This is a genomic window from Paenibacillus sp. J31TS4, assembly GCF_018403265.1.
In the GTDB taxonomy this organism is placed as follows: domain Bacteria; phylum Bacillota; class Bacilli; order Paenibacillales; family NBRC-103111; genus J31TS4.
In genome coordinates, this window is sequence record NZ_BOSI01000004.1 from 131614 (window position 1) to 153180 (window position 21567).

At 60.2% G+C, this 21567-nt stretch carries 14 protein-coding genes; 7 read left to right on the forward strand and 7 right to left on the reverse strand.

The annotated features are described in order from the left end of the window. Positions 1 to 556: 556 nt before the first annotated feature. Genes KJS47_RS18005 through KJS47_RS18015 form a run of 3 tightly spaced genes read left to right on the forward strand, consistent with a single transcriptional unit; the run spans position 557 to position 4664 of the window. Positions 557 to 1036, forward strand: a complete 480-nt coding sequence (locus KJS47_RS18005) for a MarR family winged helix-turn-helix transcriptional regulator (protein ID WP_213526460.1) — start codon at positions 557 to 559, stop codon at positions 1034 to 1036. A gap of 12 nt (positions 1037 to 1048) precedes the next feature. Next, positions 1049 to 2785: an ABC transporter ATP-binding protein gene (locus KJS47_RS18010; RefSeq protein ID WP_213526461.1), complete on the forward strand. Its 1737-nt coding sequence runs from the start codon at positions 1049 to 1051 to the stop codon at positions 2783 to 2785. Then, complete coding sequence (locus tag KJS47_RS18015) at positions 2778 to 4664, forward strand: ABC transporter ATP-binding protein (protein ID WP_374707044.1); 1887 nt, start codon at positions 2778 to 2780, stop codon at positions 4662 to 4664. Before KJS47_RS18010 ends, KJS47_RS18015 begins: the two co-directional genes overlap by 8 nt. Positions 4665 to 4867: 203 nt before the next feature. Here KJS47_RS18015 and KJS47_RS18020 read toward each other — a convergent pair whose 3' ends face one another. From KJS47_RS18020 to KJS47_RS18040, 5 genes are all read right to left on the reverse strand, one after another. After that, positions 4868 to 6226, reverse strand: a complete 1359-nt coding sequence (locus KJS47_RS18020; RefSeq protein WP_249716523.1) for a dicarboxylate/amino acid:cation symporter — start codon at positions 6224 to 6226, stop codon at positions 4868 to 4870. A 262-nt stretch (positions 6227 to 6488) separates the two neighbouring features. Continuing rightward, positions 6489 to 7451: a siderophore ABC transporter substrate-binding protein gene (locus KJS47_RS18025; protein WP_213526463.1), complete on the reverse strand. Its 963-nt coding sequence runs from the start codon at positions 7449 to 7451 to the stop codon at positions 6489 to 6491. A gap of 606 nt (positions 7452 to 8057) precedes the next feature. Next, complete coding sequence (locus tag KJS47_RS18030; RefSeq protein ID WP_213526464.1) at positions 8058 to 10112, reverse strand: ABC transporter ATP-binding protein; 2055 nt, start codon at positions 10110 to 10112, stop codon at positions 8058 to 8060. Positions 10113 to 10168: 56 nt separating this feature from the next. After that, positions 10169 to 11920 (reverse strand): ABC transporter ATP-binding protein, encoded by a 1752-nt coding sequence (locus KJS47_RS18035; protein ID WP_213526465.1) that lies wholly within the window; start codon positions 11918 to 11920, stop codon positions 10169 to 10171. 602 nt (positions 11921 to 12522) lie between these two features. Then, the gene (locus KJS47_RS18040; protein ID WP_213526466.1) at positions 12523 to 13392 is read right to left on the reverse strand and encodes an AraC family transcriptional regulator; all 870 of its coding nucleotides are present in this window, start codon (positions 13390 to 13392) and stop codon (positions 12523 to 12525) included. A 163-nt stretch (positions 13393 to 13555) separates the two neighbouring features. Here KJS47_RS18040 and KJS47_RS18045 point away from each other — a divergent pair, with 163 nt between their 5' ends. Continuing rightward, entirely contained in the window at positions 13556 to 15079 is a 1524-nt protein-coding gene (locus KJS47_RS18045; protein ID WP_213526467.1) for a sulfatase family protein, read from the forward strand. A 31-nt stretch (positions 15080 to 15110) separates the two neighbouring features. Next, complete coding sequence (locus KJS47_RS18050; protein ID WP_213526468.1) at positions 15111 to 16718, forward strand: extracellular solute-binding protein; 1608 nt, start codon at positions 15111 to 15113, stop codon at positions 16716 to 16718. A 297-nt stretch (positions 16719 to 17015) separates the two neighbouring features. On the opposite strand, the gene KJS47_RS18055 is transcribed toward KJS47_RS18050, so the two are convergent. Next, a complete protein-coding gene (locus KJS47_RS18055; RefSeq protein WP_213526469.1) occupies positions 17016 to 17480 on the reverse strand; it encodes a PAS domain-containing protein in 465 nt (154 codons plus the stop codon). A gap of 27 nt (positions 17481 to 17507) precedes the next feature. Further along, entirely contained in the window at positions 17508 to 18326 is an 819-nt protein-coding gene (locus KJS47_RS18060) for an alpha/beta fold hydrolase (RefSeq protein WP_213526470.1), read from the reverse strand. 296 nt (positions 18327 to 18622) lie between these two features. Between KJS47_RS18060 and KJS47_RS18065 the strand changes: the two genes are divergently transcribed. Both KJS47_RS18065 and KJS47_RS18070 read left to right on the forward strand, forming a co-directional pair. Continuing rightward, positions 18623 to 19159 (forward strand): DUF420 domain-containing protein, encoded by a 537-nt coding sequence (locus KJS47_RS18065; protein WP_249716524.1) that lies wholly within the window; start codon positions 18623 to 18625, stop codon positions 19157 to 19159. 220 nt (positions 19160 to 19379) lie between these two features. Beyond that, positions 19380 to 21533 (forward strand): YhgE/Pip domain-containing protein, encoded by a 2154-nt coding sequence (locus tag KJS47_RS18070; RefSeq protein ID WP_213526471.1) that lies wholly within the window; start codon positions 19380 to 19382, stop codon positions 21531 to 21533. The last annotated feature ends 34 nt before the right edge of the window (positions 21534 to 21567 follow it).

Sequence of the window (21567 nt, forward strand, 5' to 3'; positions counted from 1 at the left end):
ATTCCACTAACATAATGGAAACAATAACCAATTCCTTCTGTTGTGTCAATGTATTAATTTGTAGGCTTAGTATAAACCGGTTCAATCAAACTTTCAGGCTTATATCATCTTCGTGAACCAGTACCTGGACCCCTTTTTCAAGGGGGCATTTTCATTTTGTGGAGGGAAACAAGACAAAATAAAAAGCTTACCCGGCTAATGGCAAGATTATAGGTTAAGCCTCATCTGTATGCCGTTTGCAGCCTTCTTCCCCGCCTGTATGCCGCCTGTCTCCCCTTCCATCGCTGCCGCTGCGCCGAACACCCCCTCCCTCCGCCGCGTGCCGCTCCCGCCTGAGGTTGAGGGACAGCATCCGGCCACCCCATAGTTTCCATTGACTTCCTATATCCACTGTTTTACGCTTGAACTTAGCCGACTAATGAAATGCGGTAGCGGGAAGCGCCTTCGTGTCACGGCCCGCTCCGCTTCGTGTTCCGCCCCGCTCGCGGGGACCGCCGGCCTCCGCTATTCCTATGCCGGTGCCGGCTCAAACAGGCCGTACGAAAGGAGGGTTATTATGGAACGATTCGAAGGCTACTCGCTCAGCCGTGTGTTCCGCCAGGTTGCAAAGCTCCATCATCATAATCTTCATCTGCTGCTCAGCGACAAGGGAGTGTTCCCCGGACAGCCCCCTCTCCTCTCTCATCTGTCGGAGCAGGACGGCCTCAGCCAGAAGGAGCTCGCCGAGAAGATGCACAACCGCCCCGCCACCGTCACCGTCATGCTCGACCGAATGGAAAAGGCCGGGCTCGTCGAACGGCGCACCGACCCTGCCGACCACCGGGTTTCCCGCGTCCATCTGACCGACAGGGGCCGGGAGGCCCACAAGGAGACGCGCAAAATTATGGAGGCGTTCAACGCCAACCTGTTCGAGGGCTTTTCCGAAGAAGAGAAGCAGACGATGCGCCAGTTTCTCTACCGCATGGTCGGCAATCTTCACAAGATGAACCCCGAGGAGCCGCCGGCTCCCCCATCCGAGCATCCGACGAAGGAGTGACCGTCCCGCTTCATGTGGAACCTGTACCGATTTCTAAAGCCGTATTGGAAAGCCGCCGTCGCGGCTCCTCTGCTCATGCTGATCGAGGTGTTTGCGGACCTGCTGCAGCCGAGACTGATGGGCAGCATCATTGACGAAGGCGTCCTGACGGGCGACCTTGGCCACGTGCAGCGTACCGGCGCGCTCATGCTCGGCATCGCGCTCATCGGCCTTCTCGGGGGCGTCGGCTGCACCGTCTTCTCCAGCACCGCCTCACAGAACTTCGGCGCCGACATCCGCAAGACGCTGTTCCGCAAGGTCCAGACGCTGTCGTTCGGCAATCTGGACCGGTTCCAGGCGGGCACGCTCGTCACCCGCCTCACCAACGACGTCGTCCAGGTGCAGAATTTCGTGCAGATGACGATGCGCGTGCTCGTGCGCGCCCCTTTTCTGTCGCTGGGCAGCCTCATCATGGCCTTCACGCTCGACGCCAAGCTGTCTCTCCTGCTGCTGGTCTCCATGCCTCTGCTCGCGCTCTGCCTCACGGTTATCATCCGCAAAGGCTTCCCGCTGTTCGCCAAGGTCCAGCAAAAGCTCGACGGCGTCAACACGGTGCTGCAGGAGAACCTGGCCGGTATCCGCGTCGTCAAAGCCTTCGTCCGCTCCGGCTACGAACGGAAGCGGTTCGGGAACATATCACAAGGCCACCGCGACATCGCGATCCGGGCGACTCGGACGATGGCGCTCATGACGCCGGTCCTCATGCTGATTATGAACGTCACCGTGGTGGCCGTCCTGTGGTTCGGCGGCAACCGGGTCTGGACCGGCAGCATGCCGGTGGGCGATCTGGTCGCGTTCCTCAACTATGTGACGCAGATGCTGTCCTCGCTCATGATGGTAAGCATGATGCTCATGTTCGTCTCGCGCGCCAAGGCGTCGGCCGATCGGATCAACGAGGTGCTGGACGCCTCGCCCGAGATCGAGTCGGGCCGCGGGGCGGCGGGCAGGGACCCGCATACGCTCACCGGGGACATCCTCTTTGACAATGTCAGCTTTGCGTATGGCTCCGGCAAGCCCGTGCTGACGGACCTCCGCTTCCGGGCTTCCGCCGGCCAGACCGTCGGCATCATCGGCTCGACCGGCTCGGGCAAGACGTCCCTCGTCCAGCTCATTCCCCGCCTATACGACGTAACCTCCGGCCGCGTTCTCGTGGACGGCGTCGACGTACGCGAGTACGAACTCGATCGGCTGCGAAGCCGGATCGGCATCGTGCTGCAGCAGGCGATTCTCTTCACCGGGTCGATCCGCGACAATATCGCGTTCGGCCGGCCGGACGCGACGCAGGAGGAGATCGAAGCCGCCGCCCGGGCCGCCCAAGCCCACGCATTCATCCAAGAGCTGCCGGAGGGCTACGATACACAGCTCGGCCAGCGGGGGATCAATCTGTCCGGCGGACAGAAGCAGCGGCTGTCGATCGCCCGGGCGCTCCTGCTCGACCCGGCCATTCTCATTCTTGACGACAGCACCAGCGCGGTCGACATGGGAACCGAGGCCAAGATACTTGAGGCGCTGCGGGAAAGAAGGCACGGCGGCACGACGCTCCTGATCGCCCAGCGCATCTCCTCGGTGTTCGAGGCCGACTGGATTCTCGTGCTGGAGGACGGGCGGCTCGTCGACCAGGGCACGCACCGTGACCTGCTCGCATCCTCGGCCGTCTACCAGGATATTTACCGCTCGCAGCTTGGAGAGGAGGAGAAGGTCTATGGCTGATCAACCGAACCGGCACATCTCCGGAGCGCCCGCGGGTCCACCGATGGGCGGCCCCATGGGAGGCGGACCAATGGGCGGAGGCCACCGGGGCATGCTCGCCACCGGCCGGGCCAAGGACACGAAGGCAATCCTCCGGCGGCTGTGGGTCTATATGGGGCGCCAGCGCGGCGGACTGCTCACCGTCATCGTCATGACGGCGCTAGCCGCGGTTGTGACGCTCGTCAGCCCGCTGCTCCTCGGCCGGGCGATCGACCATTACGTCCTGCCGGGCGATTATGACGGGCTCCTCCGGCTGTGCCTGTATCTGCTGCTCCTGTATGCAAGCGGCTCGGTACTCTCTTGGCTGCAGGCCTATCTCATGGTCGGCGTCTCGCAGCGGACCGTCTGGGAGCTGCGTAACGACCTATTCGCCCGGCTGCAGCAGCTGCCGCTGCGCTTCTTCGATACGAAGACGCACGGAGAGCTGATGAGCCGCACGACGAACGACATCGACAACATCTCGAACACGCTGAACCAGAGCGTGACCCAGATCATCACCAGCTTCCTGACGCTGGTCGGCTCTCTTGCCATGATGCTCGCGCTCGACGGCTGGCTGACGCTGCTCAGCTGCGTCACGATCCCGCTCATTCTGCTGGTCACCCGGGCCATCGCGAAGCACACCCGCGCCTCCTTCCAGGCGAACCAGAAGCAGCTCGGGGAGCTGAACGGCTTCATCGAGGAGACGGTCAGCGGACAAAAGGTCGTGCAGGCCTACGTTCGCGAGGAGCGGGCCTCGGCCGACTTTGAGGCGATCAGCGAGCGCCTGCGTCAGGCGGGCACACGCTCGCAGATTCTGTCCGGCCTCATGGGGCCGGTCATGAACGTGATCGGCAACCTGTCGTTCGCGATCATCGCCGGCGTCGGCGGCTGGATGGCACTGAAGGGCCATGTCACGCTCGGCGTCGTCGTCAGCTTCCTGCAATATTCGCGGCAGTTCAGCCGCCCGGTCAACGAGCTGGCGAACCAGTTCAACATGATCCAATCGGGTCTGGCGGGAGCCGAGCGCGTCTTCGAAATCATGAACGCGCCGACCGAGTACGAGCCCGCCTCCGGTCGGCCTGCCGGGAACGGAGAGCGCGAGCTGGCCGCCGTGAAGGGCGAGGTCGTCTTCCGCGACGTCACGTTCCGCTACAAGCCGGACTCCCCTACGCTGCGCGGCGTCTCCCTGACGGCCTCGCCGGGAGAGACGATCGCCCTGGTCGGTCCGACCGGCGCCGGCAAAACGACGATCATCAACCTGCTCACCCGGTTCTACGAGATCGAGAGCGGAGAGATTACGATCGACGGCGCCGACATCCGGCTGCTCGACAAGGACAGCCTGCGCCGCCGGCTCGGAATCGTGCTGCAGGACGCCTACCTGTTCGCCGATACGATCCGGGAAAATCTCCGCTACGGCCGCCTGGACGCGACCGACGCGGAGATCGAGGAGGCTGCCACGCTGGCGAACGCCCATCTGTTCATCGAGAAGCTGCCTGACGGCTACGAGACGCGGTTGACCGCCGAGGGCGGCAATCTGAGCCAGGGGCAGCGCCAGCTGCTGACGATTGCCCGCGCGATTCTGGCCGACCCCGCCATCCTCATTCTCGATGAGGCGACCAGCAGCGTCGACACGCGCACGGAGATGCATATCCAAGAGGCGATGCGCTCGCTCATGAAAGGACGCACGAGCTTCGTGATCGCCCACCGGCTCAGCACGATCCGCGAGGCCGATCAGATTCTGGTTATAAACGGCGGCTCCGTCCTGGAACGCGGGACGCACGAGGAGCTGCTCGAGCAGCACGGGTTTTACCACAATCTCTATCACAGCCAGTTCCGCAGCGGCCTGTCGGACGCCGGATAGACGGACACCGAAACCTCGCGGGCCCGTGAGACCGGCCCCTTTCCGTGAAAAGCGCATCCGACCCGCGAGGCCGGCTCCTGCCTTGAAAACCAGCTTCTTTTTCGGAGACCAACCTCCATTCGCGAGACCGGCTCCAATGACAAAAACCCCCGCCTCCTTGCATTGCAAGGAAGCGGGGGTTATGCCGTTAAACCAGCCGAAACTTAAGCCATATCGAGCTCCAACTGATCGTCTTCGTCCCGGTTGAAGGCGTCCCGGTCGAATTCTCCCTCCGACTGGGCGACCAGCAGCGAGCAGACCGTCGTACCGGTCGCGTTGACCGCGGTACGGCCCATATCGACGATGGCGTCGATCGCAAGCACGAGGCCGAGGCCTTCGAGCGGCAGACCGAGAGCGGTCAGGACGACCGTCGTCGAGATGGAGGCCGGACCCGGCACCCCGGCGACGCCGATCGAGGAGATCATGCTGACGAGCACGATCAAGATATACTCCGACAGGCCAAGCGGCAGGTTGAAGACTCTCGCGACGAAGATCGCGACGATGGCCGGCCAAATGCCGCCGCAGCCGTTCATGTTCATCGTCGCGCCCAGCGGGGCGACGAAGCTCGCGATTCTAGGCGAGACGTGCAGCCGCTTCGTAATGACCTCGAGGTTCACCGGCAGCGTCGCATAGCTGCTGCGTGTCGTGAACGCGACGGCGATTGTCGGATACGCCTTGCGGAAGAACCGGATCGGATTGACCCGAGCCGCGAACGTGACGAGGCCGCCGAAGACGATAATGAAGTGCAGAAGAAGCGCCACGTAGGTAGCGATGATGAGCTTGATGAGCGGCATGAGCGTCTCCGCTCCATACTTGGCCGCCATGGCGCCAATCAGCGCGTATACGCCGTACGGGGTCAGCCGGATAATATATTTGGTGACCTGGTGCATGATCTGGGCGAACGAATCGATGAACGCCCGCACCGGTTTGACGGCGTCCGGCTTCTTGGAGCCGACATGCACGATCGCGATACCGATGAAGATCGCGAAGATCAGCACGGGGACGACCTTGCCGGCCGCCATATCGCCGATCGGGTTGCTCGGCACGAGATCCAGAATAACCTGCGAGAAGGTCGGAATCGCACGCGCCTTGTAGTCCTTCGGCACGGCCTGGTCGATGCCCGACCCCGGATCCATCGCCAGAGCGACCAGAAGACCGATCAGAGCCGCGATGCCGGTGGTCGCCAGGAACAGGCCGATCGTCTTGGCCCCGATCTTCCGCAGATGCCCAAGATTCGAGATCGACGTAATGCTCGAGACGACCAGCACGGCCACCAGCGGCATGACGAGCATCTTGATCAGGTTGACATAGATGCTGCCGATGGTGCTGACACTTGTCGCATCGAACTTGAATGTATTGAACACAATGCCCGCCACGAGACCGAGACCGAGCGCCAGCAATACCCGGTACCCGAAATTGACGCGTTTCTTCGCCAAGAAGAACAGCAAGCCGACAATCACGAGGGATATCAGCAGACTGAACCAGTTGGTCTCAAAAGCGTGAAGCAGATTGTTGGATTTCACGCAAACCATCTCCCCAAATCCTACTGGTTTAGTAGGTAATCTAACCTATCGCTCATAGTACTGCCATACAGAAACTCTGTCAATATGTGTACAGTATTTTTCTGATCAGGAGAAACTATCCATATCGGCCGGCCGGGTCTTACTTCCTGTATAAGCAGAACCAGAGGAAACTATGCCTCCCCTTTCCTTTTTTTACCCAGGACAAAACAAGAGAATCCCCTCTCGGGGACTCTCCTGCAGGAATTGCCGGGTATGCGGGTATTTATTGGACGGCTTTGGCCACCTCGCCAATCATCTCGTTCACGGAGAGCAGGCCGCCGCCGGACAGGTACCAGTAGCTCGGATCAAGATAATGAATGTGACCCGTCTTGAACGCCTTGGTCGTCTTCACCAGATCGTTTTCGACGACCTGCTTGGCGGGCGCAGCCGCCGCCCCTGTCGTCACGACGGCGCTGCGGTCGACGACGAACAGGTAATCCGGGTTCTTCTCGGCCACGTATTCGAACGAGACACTTTGTCCGTGCGTGGTCGCTTCAATCTTGCTGTCGGCCGGCACGAAGCCGAGGACGTCGTGGATCAGACCGAACCGGGAACCCGCGCCGAATGCGCTGATTTTGCCTTCATTGGCGAGAATGATCAGGGCGTTTTTACCGCTGGCTTTTACCTTGTCGTTAATCTGCTGGATCGAAGTGTCGATCTTCGCCAGCTCCTGGTCGACCTCGGCTTCCTTGCCGAAGATCTTGCCTATAATCTTGGCGTTCTCCTTGAACGATTGCATGTACTTGGACGTATCCAATCCGAGGTAAATCGTCGGCGCGATTCTCTCGAATTCCTTGTAGGAATCCTGCTGACGGCCCGAAATGATGATCAGGTCCGGCTTCGCCGCATTGACCTTCTCGAAATCCGGCTCGGTCAGGGAGCCGACATTCTTGTATTTGCCGTCCTTGTACTTGGACAGATAGGCCGGCACGTTGCTCTGCGGCAGGCCCAGCACGTCGATCCCAAGCTTGTCGAGCGTATCCAGCGTGCCGAAGTCAAACACGATGACCTTCTTCGGATTCTTCTTCACCTTGGTTTCGCCCAGCTGATGCTTAATCGTCAATTCTTCGCCGCCTGCCGCCCCGGCTGCATCGGCGTTCGCTCCCTTCGCGGAGTCCTTCTGGCCGCATGCCGCGAGCGCCAGCATCAGAGTAAACGTTAAAACGAGCAAACTGATTTTTTTCATCTTTTCTTGTCACCTCATAAGTATTGTTGTCTATCTGCCAACCAGCCTCGCCAGTGGTCTATGTGCCGTCTTGCCGCGTATGGTCCCCTTATTTGCCTTGTCTCTGTTTGCCCTGTCTCTGTTAGCCTTGCCTCTATCCTGCACCAGCCTCCTCGTTTATCGTGCGTCCGCCGCCAGAACCGGCGGCTGCCATCCGTGAAGGATACATGCCAGCTTTTAAACGAGAACCGTTCTCATTAAGAATGAGAATCATTCTCAGTTGTCTGGTTTGATTATACCTGCTCCCGATGATTTGTCAATGCCTTCTTTTGCAAAAAAAGAACCGCCCACGTGGACGGTTCTCCGTTTGATTCTTCTTAATCGTCGAATCTTGATTGGCCGGACGAAGCCGATAAGCGGCCGACGCGGACCCGATCTGCGGTTCTGGTCTAACTTCGGCGCAAGCCCGTTATACGGTCCTGACTTAGCTTCGGCCGACCCCGTTATACAGTCCTCCCTAACGTCAGCGTGGATCGATACGGTTCTGCCCAACGTCAGCACAGACCGATATACGGGGCCGGGCTAACGTCAGCTCAGACCGTTACGGTCCTGCTGCGTTGGAAAGGCCTAAGTCAACGCGGCCCCGGACCCGACCGGCACATCGCCTGCCTGCGAGCGCGCGCCTCCCTGTTGGAGCAGATACATCTGGAAATAGCGGCCCCGCTGCTCCATCAGCTCGTCGTGGCTGCCCCGCTCCACAATCCGCCCGTGGTCGAGGACGAGAATCTGGTCGGCGCTGCGGATCGTGGACAGCCGGTGGGCGATAATGAACGTCGTCCGGCCCTTCTTCAGCACCTCCAGCGCCTGCTGGATGATCGATTCGGTCTCCGTGTCGATGCTCGCCGTCGCTTCGTCAAGGATGAGAATGGCCGGGTTGAACGCGAGCGCGCGGGCGAACGAGATCAACTGGCGCTGGCCCGCCGACAGCGTGCTGCCCTTCTCGAGCACGGGCTCGTCGATGCCGCCCGGCAGCTGCCGGAACATCTCGTAGGCGCCGACGTCGCGGAGCGCCTTTTCCACCGTCTCTCTCGTGATGGACGGATCGTCCAGGCTAACGTTCGAGGCGATCGTCCCTGTGAACAGGAACGGGTCCTGCAGCACGATACCCATATGCTGGCGCAGCAGCTGCTTCGGAATGTCCCGGACATCCCGCCCGTCGACCGTGATCCGTCCGTGCTCCACATCGTAGAACCGGAACAGCAGGTTGAGAATGGAGCTTTTGCCCGAGCCGGTATGGCCCACGAGCGCGACGGTTTCCCCGTGCTTCGCCTCGAACGTAATGTTCTTCAGGACGTCGTCCTCCCCATTGTAGGCGAAACGGACGTTCTCGAACGCCACGTTCCCTTTGTACCGGTCGAGCTTGCCGGAGGTGACCTCGGTCCCCTTCTCGTCCAGCAGAGAGAATACGCGCTCCGCCGAGACGAGTGCCGTCTCCAGATTCGCCAGCTGGTTGACGATACCGACCACCGGCTGGAACATCCGGTTCATGTAGTCGACGAACGCGTACAGGACGCCGACGGTGATCATCGTGCCGAGCACGCCCCCGCCATACATCCAGATGACCCCGATGAAGATCAGGTTCCGGATCACATTCACCAGGTTGTGGGAGGTGATTGAGTTCAGGTTGAGCATCTTGTTCTGGTACTTGAAGTAGTCGTCGTTCAGCTCCCCGAATTCCTTCATCGTCTGCTTCTGGCGGCGGAACGCCTGGATGATCGGCATGCCCTGGATCGATTCGTTGATCATCCCGTTGATGTCGCTCAATAGCGAGCGGATCCGATGGTTGAACCGCGAGGCGAACCTGCGGTAGACCTTGATCCAGACGACAAGCAGGGGCACGATCGGCAGCGCCATCAGGCCCAGCCGGTAATCGAGCAGGAACAGCGCGCCCAGAATGGCCGCCATGTACACGATGCCCGAAAAAAAGTTCGCCAGCACCGTCACGTACAGATCCCGGATCGCCTCGGTGTCGTTCGTGACCCGGGAGACGACCTTGCCGGCCGGCAGGTTGTCGAAGTACTGCACCGGCAGCCGCTGGATGTGCGCGAAGACGTCCCCGCGCATCTTGCGGATGATCCGGTTGGCGGACACCTGCAGCACGAAGCGTACGCCGTACGTGAGCAGGGCGCTCACCACCACCAGACCGAAGTAGAGCCCCGCCATCAGCAGGAGCGGTCTAAACTCCGGCTTGTAAAAGCCGTAAAGCTCCGCCGCCGTCAGCTTGACGGCCGGATAGGAGGCCGCACGGCCATCCTCGGCCTTCACTGCCAGCGTCGTACCCTCGACCGATCGGCTGCCGTCGAAAGCGAGCGGCTGACCGACGAAGTAAAAGCTTCTCCCCACCTGCAGCACCCGCACCTCGCCGCCTTGCGCTTCACCCGCGGCCAGATGGTCCGCCCGCTTGTAACGCGCACCGTTGTACGGCACCGCATATCGGTCCTCGGTCTGCGTCTCGTACCACGACTGCTCGATGCCGAGAATGTTGCGGTCGATCATCCGCTGCGCGATCATCGGTCCCGCCAGCTCCGCGCAGACTGCGGCGAGAAGCAGCAGCAGCGCGAACAGAATCGGCTTTTTGTGCAGCGAGGCGTATTGCAGCAGCCGTTTTCCTGTATATCCCATGAAGGATGTCACCCTCTTTCTTCCGTTCGTATCAATTCCGTATAGCCGGCCGGCTGTCAAGCCTCGAGCTGCATCTCCAGCTGTTGGCGGTTGTACTGCTCCTTGTACCAGCCGCCCTTCTTCAGCAGCTCGTCATGCGTGCCTTCCTCGACGACGCGTCCCTCGTCGAGGACGAGAATCCAGTCCGCATGCTGCACCGCGGACAGGCGGTGCGCCGTGATGATCGTCGTCTTGCCGGCGCGCTCCCGCCGCAGCCGGTCGACGATGGCCGCCTCGGTCTTGGCGTCGACGGCCGACAGGGAGTCGTCGAGCATCAGAATCTCGGGATCGGCGATGAGCGCGCGGGCGATCGACACCCGCTGCTTCTGCCCGCCCGACAGCGCGACTCCCTTCTCGCCGACAAGCGTATCGAGACCGTCCGGCAGGAAGGAGATATCGTCGCGGAAGCAGGCGAGGTCGAGCGCGTGCCAGACCTCCTCTTCGGCGGCCCCCTCAGTGCCGAATTGGATATTCTCCCGAATCGTGCGGGAGAACAGAATCGGCTGCTGCGGCACGTAGCCGGTCCAGCCGAGCACCCGATCGAGCGGCAGCTCCTCGATCGGGACGCCGCCCAGCCGGATGCTGCCGGTGCCCAGAGGATACTCGCGCAGCAGCTGCTTCAGCACCGTCGTCTTGCCGCTCCCGGTCCGCCCGACGATACCTAGCGTCTGGCCGCGCCGAAGCCGGACCGTCACGTCAACCAGATTGTCGATGAGCGACGACGGGTAGCGGAACGTTACCCGCTCCAGCTCGATCGTCTCGGGGACGGCGACGTCTCGGGACTCCCGCTCCTCCGGCCCCGTCACATCGGGCCGGTAGGCGAGCGTTTCGTTCACCCGGTCGAGCGAGGCGTTGCCCCGCTGCATAATGTTGATCAGCTCGCCGATGGCGAACATCGGCCAGATGAGCATGCCGAGGAAAACGTTGAACGAGACGAGCTCGCCGAGCGTCAGCTCTCCCCGGAAGACGAGATACCCGCCGTAGCAAAGGCCGATCAGATAGCTCAGGCCGACGAGAATCTTGGTCGTCGGCTCGAACAGCGCGTCGATGCGGGCTACCGCAATGTTCTTGTCGTACACGTCGCCGGTCACGCCCAGGAAGCGACGCTCGCTGGCCTCCTCCTGCACGAACGCCCGGATGACCCGCACCCCTGCGATCGTCTCGAGCACCTGGTCGTTCATTCGGCCGAAGGCGTCCTGCGAGGCCATGAACCGGCTATGGATGCGGCTGCCGTAGATGCTGACGGCGACTGCCAGCAGGGGCAGCGGCAGCAGCGAGGCCAAGGTCAGCTTGAAGCTGATGAGCACCGACATGGCGATGAGAATGGTCAGCATGAACACGCTCGAGTCGATGAGCGTCAGAATGCCGAACCCGGCCGTCATCGCCACGGCGCGCAGGTCGTTGGTCGCCCGCGCCATCAGGTCGCCCGTCCGGTTGCGCTCATAGAACGTCGGCGTCATGCGGAGCAGATGCCGCATGAGCCGGTGCCGCAGCAGCCGCTCGAGCACGAACGCGCCGCCGAACAGCTTGTAGTGCCAGACATATGTGATGAGATACCCGACCACGGTGATGCCGAGCCAAAAGCCGATGACCCCATAGAACCGGCCGCCCGTCAGCGACCCTTGATGGACGCCGTCGATGGCGTAGCCGATCAGGCGCGGCGGGATGATGTCGATCACGCCCGCCAGCACCAGGAGGCCGATCGCGAGCGTGTACCGCTTCCACTCCATGCGGAAATACCAGCCCAGCTTTTTGAAAATGACAAACATTGTCCTGTCGCTCCTCTCCATCGCCGGTGAGCGGGAATCTCCCTCTCGCCCGGCGGAACCCAAAAAAAGGCATACCGCTTCGGTATGCCTTCTTTCCTCTCCGTGCGCCCGGGGAGCATCGGCAGACGCTCACCCGGGCCTCATACGCACGGAAGCAAAAAAGGCGTACGGCTGCCAAGCGAGCAGCCCTACGCCGAGTGCTTCCGCGTCCCGGCCGGCATTATGCCGGTCGGACCCTACTCCTGCGTCTGGCTACTGCTAGCAGCTATGCGATTATCCAAGCGAAACTCTCCGGAAAAACCACCAGCTGTCATAGCGGTAACCATCCTTTCGGGTCGATGTATGTGTCACTTTAGCATTCGCTCCAAGTCCCCGTCAACGGCAAGAATCGCTATAACGAATTCTCCCGAGACCCGTACCCGGCCGGCGTGACCGGCACCTCCGCCCGCACACTCGTCTGGCGGGAACTCGCCCGGCCGCCGTCTGTCTTCTACCATCGTCACTTCCGCCGCCCAGCACCCCGTCTTGGTAATGATCGGAAAAGCCCGTCGGGTAGATCGGCTGGCCGCCCTCCCTGACCCTGGCAGTCCGCCCTTCCCGTCTCAATTCCCCGCGGACGCCATCCGCAGCCGCCGGCGGTATTCGCCCGGCGGCACGCCGTAGTGGTTGCGGAACGCGCGGGTGAACGCATACACGTCCTGGTAGCCGAGCGCCGTGGCGAGGTGGACGACGGGCCGCCTTGGACCTTCCCGCAGCAGGCTCGCCGCCCGCTCCATCCGCAGCTTGTTCAGGTACCGGCTCGGCGCCATTCCCACCTGCCCGGTGAAGAGGCGCGAGAAGTAGGAGCGGTTCAGGCCGACATGGTCCGCGACGTCCTGCACCTGGATCGGCTCCGTATAGCGCGCGTTCATGAAGGCGAGACCACGTCCCACCCAGTCCGCGGGTCCCGGCTCCCGTCCGCCGGCCTCTTCCCTGCACCCGGTTAGCATCTGGCCGAACATTCGGTACAGCGCCCCGCACGTCTCCATCTGATCTGCCGCCGAATCCGGGCGGCGCCTGAGCAGCAGATGCAGCGTACCGAGCAGCTCCTCGCCCAGCACCGCCCGCGCGACGGGCTCCCGGCGGTCGAGCCCCGCCAGTGCCAGCAGCGTCAGCGCCTGCGGACCGTTGAACGCCACCCAGATCATCTCGAGCGGCTCCTCGGATGCGCGCCAGTACCGGCAGGAGGTGCCGGGGAACAGGCAGAACACATCGCCTGCCGCCGCCCGGCGCTGCGCCTCTCCGTTCTCCACGTAAACGCTTCCACGAAGTAAAAAGTGAAGACTGTACTCGGTCATCGTCCGAGGACCCGACCGGTAATGCGGCTTCGCTACGTTCCGTCCGGCACGGATCAGCCAAAGGCCGCCCATCCGGACAAGCTCATTCGGTGCGCACAAGTATCCTTCCGCGAATTCCATCGGATATTCCTTCATGCCCGTCCCTCCTGCGCAGGGGTAGTCGCCTTTTTTTCAATTTTACCATACGAAAATGCGCCTCGTAACAAATTGATAAAAAAGAAGTAACCGTTCGGCATTGCCTCCCTCTTCAGCTGCCCGTATGCTAGCGTCACGCAGGATGCGATCCGCACAAAGGAGGATGCAAGTGGCCAAGGAACGCCCGAATATACTACTGATCACAAGCGACCAGCAGCACTGGAACACGATCGGGGCCTTTCAGCCCGAACTGTCCACCCCCAACCTGGACAGGCTCGTCCGCGAAGGCACCACCTTCACCCGGGCTTATTGCCCCAACCCGACCTGCACGCCGACCCGCGCCTCGATCATCACCGGCCAATACCCGAGCCAGCATGGCGCCTGGACGCTCGGCACCAAGCTGCTGGAGGACCGGCATACGGTGGGCGAGGACTTCCAGGCGGCCGGCTACCGGACGTCGCTGGTTGGCAAAGCTCATTTCCAGCCCATCGAAGGAACGGAGGCCTATCCGTCTCTAGAAGGGCGGGACTACCTGCACGATCTAGCCTTCTGGACCAATTTTCATGGTCCCTTCTACGGATTCGAGCATGTGGAGCTGGCGCGCAACCACGCGAACGAATGGCTCGTCGGCCAGCATTATGCGCTTTGGATGGAGGACAAAGGCTACGCGAATTGGCGCGACTATTTTGCCCAGCCGACCGGATCGATGGACCCGCACGCCAAATTCCACTGGCCGATTCCCGAGGAAATTCATCCGGACGCCTGGATCGCCGAGCGGACCAACGCCCTTCTCGAGGAGCACAAGGACAAGGACGAAAGCTTCTTCCTGTGGGCCAGCTTTTTCGACCCGCACCCGCCTTATCTGGCGCCTGCGCCCTGGGATGCGATGTACGACCCCGGGACGCTCACGATCCCCACGGCCACGCCCGGCGAGCACGACCGGAATCCTCCCCACTTCCGGCTGACGCAGGAGGACGATCCGGATTTCTCCGCCTACCGGGAAAGCGGCTTCGGCATTCACGGCTACCATTCGCACGCCCGGCATTCGGAGGAGGACCGCCGCCGGCAGGTCGCCGTCTATTACGGCATGATCAGCCTCATGGACAAATACATCGGGCGGATTCTGGACCGGCTGGAGGAGCTCGGTCTAAGTGACAACACAATCGTCGTGTTCACGACCGACCACGGGCATTTCTTCGGCCAGCACGGCCTGCAGGCCAAGGGCGGGTTCCATTACGAGGACCTGATCAAGCTGCCTTTCCTCGTCCGTTATTCCGGGCAGGTGCCCGCCGGACGGGTGTCGCCGGCTCTGCAGTCGCTCGTCGATCTGGCCCCGACGTTTCTGTCGATGGCCGGCATTCCCGTCCCTCCCGCCATGACCGGCGTCGACCAGTCGGCCGTCTGGCAGGGCGAGGCGGAGCGGGCCCGGGACCACGTCGTCTGCGAGTTCCGCCACGAGCCGACGACCATTCACCAGAAGACGTACGTGGACGACCGCTACAAGCTGACCGTCTACTACAACCGGACGGAGGGAGAGCTGTTCGATCTCCAGGAGGACCCCGGCGAGATCGACAATAAGTGGGACGACCCGGCCAGCCAGGAGTTGAAGAAGGAGCTGCTGCTCCGCTTCCTTTGGGCCGAGCTGGGCAAGGAACCGATGCCGATGCCGCGCATTTCGCACGCCTAATCACGCTTAATCGCGAAAGGATGGGGATGAGATGGTCACCGGAAAAGGAAAAACGACACTTGTTCTACTGCTTGCAAGCGCTTCCGTTCTGTCCGCCTGCAGCGGAGACGGAGCCGGCCAGACGCCGACGGCGAAGGCCGACGAGAAGATCAACCGGACGGGGATGCCGATCGTGAAGGAGCCGATCAAGGTCAAGGCGTTCGCCGGTCGGTTCCTCGCGGACAACTGGAACAACCTGATGCTCTGGAAGGAATACGAGAAGATGACGAACATCCAGGTCGACTGGGAGACGGTCCAGAAGGATGTGCTGCCCGAGAAGCGCAATCTCTTATTGGCCAGCGGCGATTATCCGGATCTGCTGTACGGGGCCGCCATCCCCCGGTCCGACATTCTCAAGTACGGCCAGGAAGGCGTTTTTCTCCCGCTGAACGACCTCATCGACGAATACGCGCCCAATTTCAAAAAGATGATGGACCAGTATCCGGTCATCCGCAAAGGCATTACGATGGCGGACGGCAACATCTACAGCTTCCCGACCATCTACGATCCCGAGTTCAAATCGGTGCTGACGAGCACGATGTGGATGAAGAAGGAGTGGCTCGACAAGCTCGGCCTCAAGGAGCCGACGACCACCGAGGAATTCTATACCGTGCTCAAGGCGATCAAGGAGCAAGACCCTAACGGCAACGGGAAGCCGGACGAAATCCCGCTCGGCAGCCAGGGCATCAAGGGTGTGCTGAACAAGCTGAGCGGCTCGTTCGGCCTGTTCAATCATGGGGCGGCGAACGGATTCATCGACCAAGACCCTGCGTCCGGCAAGCTCCGCTTCGTCGCCACCGACCCGCAGTACAAGGAGATGCTCGTCTATCTGAACCGGCTGTACAAGGAAGGCCTGATCGACAAGGAGGTCTTCTCCATCAAGACGAACGAGTTCATCGCCCGCGCCTCGAGCGGCGTCTACGGCTTCCTGAACAGCAACAATCCGAGCGCGATCTACAGCCAGGAGGGCTACATCGGCATGCCGGTGCTCAAAGGCCCGAAGGGCGACCAGAAGAACAACCTCGTCAACCCGCCTCTTGGCAATATCGGGATGTTCCTGCTAACCAAAACCAACAAAAATCCGGAGGCGATGGTCCGCTGGATGGATTATTTCTACAGCGACGAGGGTACCAGGATGTTCTTCATGGGCTTCAAGGACGTGACGTACAAGGAGCTGCCGAACGGCGATCTGGAGTACACCGACGAGATCCTGAAGAACCCCAAGGGCCTCTCGCTCGACCAAACGGTCAGCCAGTACCTCGTCTGGCCGGGCGGCTACTATCCGGGCTTCGTCCGGCAGAAATATTTCAAAGGCGCGGAGGGTCGGCAGACGTCGGTCGAGAACGCCAAGAAGGCGGAGCCGTATACGATCAAGGACGTCTGGCCCGTCTTCAACTTTACGCTGGACGAGGAGGAGCGGCTGCTTGACGTCAAGAACGACATCGATACGTACGTGGACGAGATGAGAGACAAGTTCATCTCCGGCGCCGAGCCGATCGAGAAGTGGGACGCCTACGTTCAGACGATCAACAAGATGGGGCTGGACCGGTATATGAAGGTGTACCAAGCCGCCTTCGAGCGGTACCAGAAGGAGCAGTGAACTGCCTTTTTTGGATATATCTATATCCTTAATCAAAGTGTTAGCCGCATGCATACTTAATTTATAGAAGTAGTCTCGTCATTATTAATGATGCAGCAAGGAAGATGACTTCCGTGTATCAAGGAGTCATCTTCTCTTGTATCAATCGCCTGCAACCCATTGAATGTTGACTGAATAACCGGTATCTCCTGGCAGCCTTGTTAAGGAATCGGGAGCTTGCCATAAGAAAGGGAAGAAGCCGCGAGCGAAGCCCTCTACACGGGCGCCGCTGGCGGCATACTTATGATGAACTTATTTTTATTTCAACAGTTTTTTCTTTAGCACTAGAATTCCTCTGGGGTTTCTCAGCATATTTCCCAGTTTCGCTGTGTTCTTGTCTTTCGTAGACTTGCATGCCACCCTAACAATGGTTCCCTTCAACATGACCTCCCGCTTCAAAATGGTTAGCGTACAATCAATGACAAGCTGTCCGCTGCTCTGCCTGCAGACGGCACTAAGTAGAAAAGGAACCGCATCTCCTCTTATACTCCGTATGGTTAGATACATTCCATTCATTTTCCGGTTCAGCTTTATGGATGGAGGGAAGTGGAGTTGGTAATAAATTCTGCTGGGACGGGTTAGGATGGACTCAAAATTAGAGCCAATCAGCCCCTGACTATCATATCCAAGCAGGTTAAGAAAAGTCTCATTGACCTCCAGGATGGTATGGTCCTCAGCCAATGTCAAATAGCCATAGAGGTTTGGTTCCCTTCGTTGATCCATTAGCTTTGTCGGCCACCTTCCTAATTGTCAGAACGAAGACGAGTGACTCCCTAGAAACCTTTTCATCAACAATATAGTTTCTTCCGGATGGCTTAGATGAGGACAATGACCGGTTGCTTCCATCAGTTCCAGCTTGCTGTTTGGGATCCTGTAGTTCACATAGGCACCTACCTCGAGCGGAGCTATTACATCTTGAGCACACTGGAGAATTAGGGATGGCACGGTCACTTCAGCCAAGTCTTTCCGGTTATCCGAGAAAAATGTCGTTTTTGCAAACTGACGGATAAGTTGGGGGTCTGTCTTACAAAAACTATCCTTCAATTCTTGAGTAAGTTCAGGACGATCGGCGTTCCCCATTACGGCAGGGGCAAGGAAGTTTGCCCAATCCATATTATTTTTTTCCATCAAGTCAATCAAATCCTCAAGATCCTTCCTCTCAAACCCACCGATATAATCCGGGATGTCGTTGATATATCTAGGAGAAGGACCGATCAGAACAAGCTTGTCAAATAATTCGGGCCTTTGAATGGAAGCAAGAATCCCAATCATGGCTCCTACGGAGTGTCCCACGAATACCGTATTTTTTAAATTCAGCGCTTCATAGATTTCAAGAATGTCCTGCGCATAGCCATTCAATTTGCTGTAACGAGTGGCATCGTAACTTTTGCTATCTGAATTCCCAGAACCTACAAAATCAAATAAGATGACTTTATAGCCGTCCTCAAAGGATGGGGCCACGTACCGCCACATATTTTGATCGCAACCAAAGCCGTGAGCAAAAACAATAGGCTGTGTACCGCCGCCGGAAATTGTGACGTTATTTCGAATCAAAATACGGTTGTTCATGAACCCTTTCCTCCCTCTTGAATGATGAGCCTGTCTCAGGTTTAGTATAGCATTACATGTACCATTGTCGAAAATGGGCACATGTTCATCTAAAATTCGACTTCACTCCATGAATTTAGGGACGAGCCGCCTGGCATACTGGTAGAGAATGCGTCCTTTCCCAGCGGTAGGGCGCCGAAATTCACAATTTTTTGCGAAATGAGGCTCGGTTTTGTACCCAAAACGCTTTACAATGGGAAGAAAGCCAAGCTGACGGGCATCCGCCCGGCCAACCCAGCGATAAAGGAGTGTTCCCATTGAACGGGCAGCCCGTGAAACATCGCAATTACACGCCTATCATCGTCACCCTCACGATAGCCATCAACTTGCTCGTGGCCGTGCTCTACTTCATGCCGGGCCATAAGGGATTCAGCGATATCGACCTGACCTTCCTGCCGTTCCTGAACGCGGTGATGAACAGCTTCACGTTCATCTTCCTCGTAGCCGCCCTGGTGTCCATCAAGCAAAAAAACATCCCGCGGCACCGCCGGTTCATCTTCGCGGCGTTCACGACGACGGCCGTCTTCCTCATCTCTTACGTGACGTATCATGCACTGGCCGAGTCGACTCATTTTGGCGGGGAAGGATTCGTCAAGGGCCTCTACTTCTTCATCCTACTCACGCACATCGTCCTGTCTGCCGCCATCGTGCCGCTCGCTCTCGTGACGCTCGCCCGCGGGCTGAACATGAAGGTCGAGAAGCACCGCAAAATCGCGCGCTGGACGATGCCGCTCTGGCTGTATGTCAGCTTCACCGGCGTCGTTGTGTATCTGATGATCTCCCCGTATTATTGAGTAACACTTGGTGTTCCTTTCGCCATTCATGAAGGTGGACAGCCGTTCCGCCCGCGAAGAAAGACGTCCGGATCGTCCGGACGTCTTTTTTTGTTGCCGAAAACGCAACCTTCTTCCCATATTCAGGATGAACGCAGACGTTTAAACGAACTATAAGAGCATGGATACCAACACTCCCGTATTGGGAGTTCTTTTTTATCACAGTGGCTGGAGGCGTTCCATGAAACGGATTTTTGCGCTCTACCGGGCGGACCTGCGCGCGATCGTCACCAACTGGGCCGCCGCCGTCATCATTCTCGGGCTGATCTGCCTGCCTTCTCTCTATGCGTGGTTCAACATCAAAGCCTCCTGGGACCCTTACGGAAGCACCCAGGGCATCCGCGTCGCCGTCGTCAACCTCGACAAGGGAGCCGAGATTCTCGGCAATCCCGTCCGCATCGGCGATCAGATCGTCGCTTCGCTGCGCGAGAACAAACAGATCGGCTGGACGTTCACCGATGCGGAGGAAGCATGGGAGGGCGTCCGCGAGGGCGACTATTACGCCAGCGTCACCATCCCGCCGAACTTCTCCGCCGAGATCGCCACGGTCACCTCGGACAATCCCGTCAAGGCGGTGATCGAGTACGCCGTGAATGAGAAAATCAACGCGATCGCCCCCAAAATCACATCCAAAGGCGCCACCGGCATTATGGAGGAGGTCAGCTCGAGCTTCGTGAAAACGGCCAGCCGGACGCTCTTCGAGCTGTTCAACGAGCTGGGCGTGGAGCTCGGCAGAGAGCTGCCGACGATCGACAAAGTGAAGGAACTCATCTTCCGGCTGGAGGGTGCCTTCCCTCAAATCGAGGAAGCGCTAGGCGTCACCGAGAAAGACGTGGCGACCTCCGATGCGATCATCCAGGCGGCCCGACAGAACCTGCCGGCCGCCTCTCAGCTGGCCCGGGAGGGCGCCGCCTTCGCCGGCGGCGTCGGCGAGGTGCTCGGCCGCAGCCGGGAAACCGCCGACGCGCTGGCCCCGGCCGTCAAGCAGGACATCGCCGTTGTCCGGCAGACGGCCGAGGGGGCGGCGGGCTGGACAGCCGCCCTCGCGGACAACCGCACGGCGCCCGAGGAGGCGGCCCGGGTGCTCGCGGACGCCGAGCGGCGGACCGGCGCGGCTTCGGCGATCGTCCAGGGAACGGCGAGCCTGTTCGAGCGGCTGGACGAAGCCGCCGGTGGAGGCCGGTTCCCTGCGGCGATCTCCCTCCTCGGCCAGTTGCGGACGAAGCTGGAGGCCGAGCTCGCCGTCATCCGCGAGCTGGCTGCCGCCGTGGCGAAAGGCGAAGCCGTCTCCTCCGAGCTCCTCGACCGGTGGAACGCGCGCGCGCAGGAAGCGTCCGCGCTCAGCGCGGACGTGCTCGCCCGCTTCGACGGCGAGATCGCGCCCAAGCTCCGGGACAGCCTGAGCGCCGCCCAGCAAAAGGCCGAGACGGCCCACGGCGTGCTTCAGGACGCGGTGAACCGGCTGCCCGACGTTGAGCGCATCCTGAACGACGCGGCCAAGCTGGTCGGCACCGGCAAGGAAGGGCTCGCTGCCATCCGGGCCGAGCTCCCGGGAACGGAGGCCAAGATCCGCGACCTCGCGGCCAAAATCCGCGCGTTCGAGGAGAAGGGCGACATCCGCGAGGTGATCGACCTGTTGCAGAACAACTTTGAGAAGGAGAGCGAGTTTTGGGCGGGTCCCGTCGAGCTGCACGAGACAAAGCTGTTTCCGATCCCGAACTACGGCTCGGCCATGTCGCCGTTTTTTACGACGCTCTCCCTGTGGGTCGGCGCCCTGCTGCTCGTGTCGCTGCTGACCGTCGAGGTGCACGAGGACGGCGGCCCTCCGCTGCGTTACTACCAAATTTACATCGGCCGCTTCCTGACGTTCCTGACGATCGCCCTCCTGCAGTCGCTCATCGTTACGACCGGGGATATTCTCGTCCTCAAGGCGTACGTGCTGCATCCCGGATGGTTCATCGGGTTCGGGCTCGTACTGAGCACCATCTTCATGCTTATCGTCTATACGCTCGTCTCCCTGTTCGGCAACGTCGGCAAGGCGATGGCCATCGTGCTGCTCGTCCTCCAGCTGGCCGGGTCGGGGGGCACGTTTCCGATCCAGGTGACGCCTCCCTTCTTCCAGGCGATCTACCCGTTCCTGCCGTTCACCTATGCGATCAGTCTGATGCGGGAGGCGGTCGGCGGCATACTGTGGCCCATCGTCACGCGGGATCTCCTCCTGCTGGCCGTATTCGCCGGGATCGCGCTCGTCCTCGGCCTGACGCTCAAGAAGCCGCTTAACCGGGCAAGCGCCCGGCTCGTGCAAAAAGCCAAGTCCAGCAAGCTGATCCATTGAGGAACAGCCGCCGGACTTGGCAGGAATACGCAGG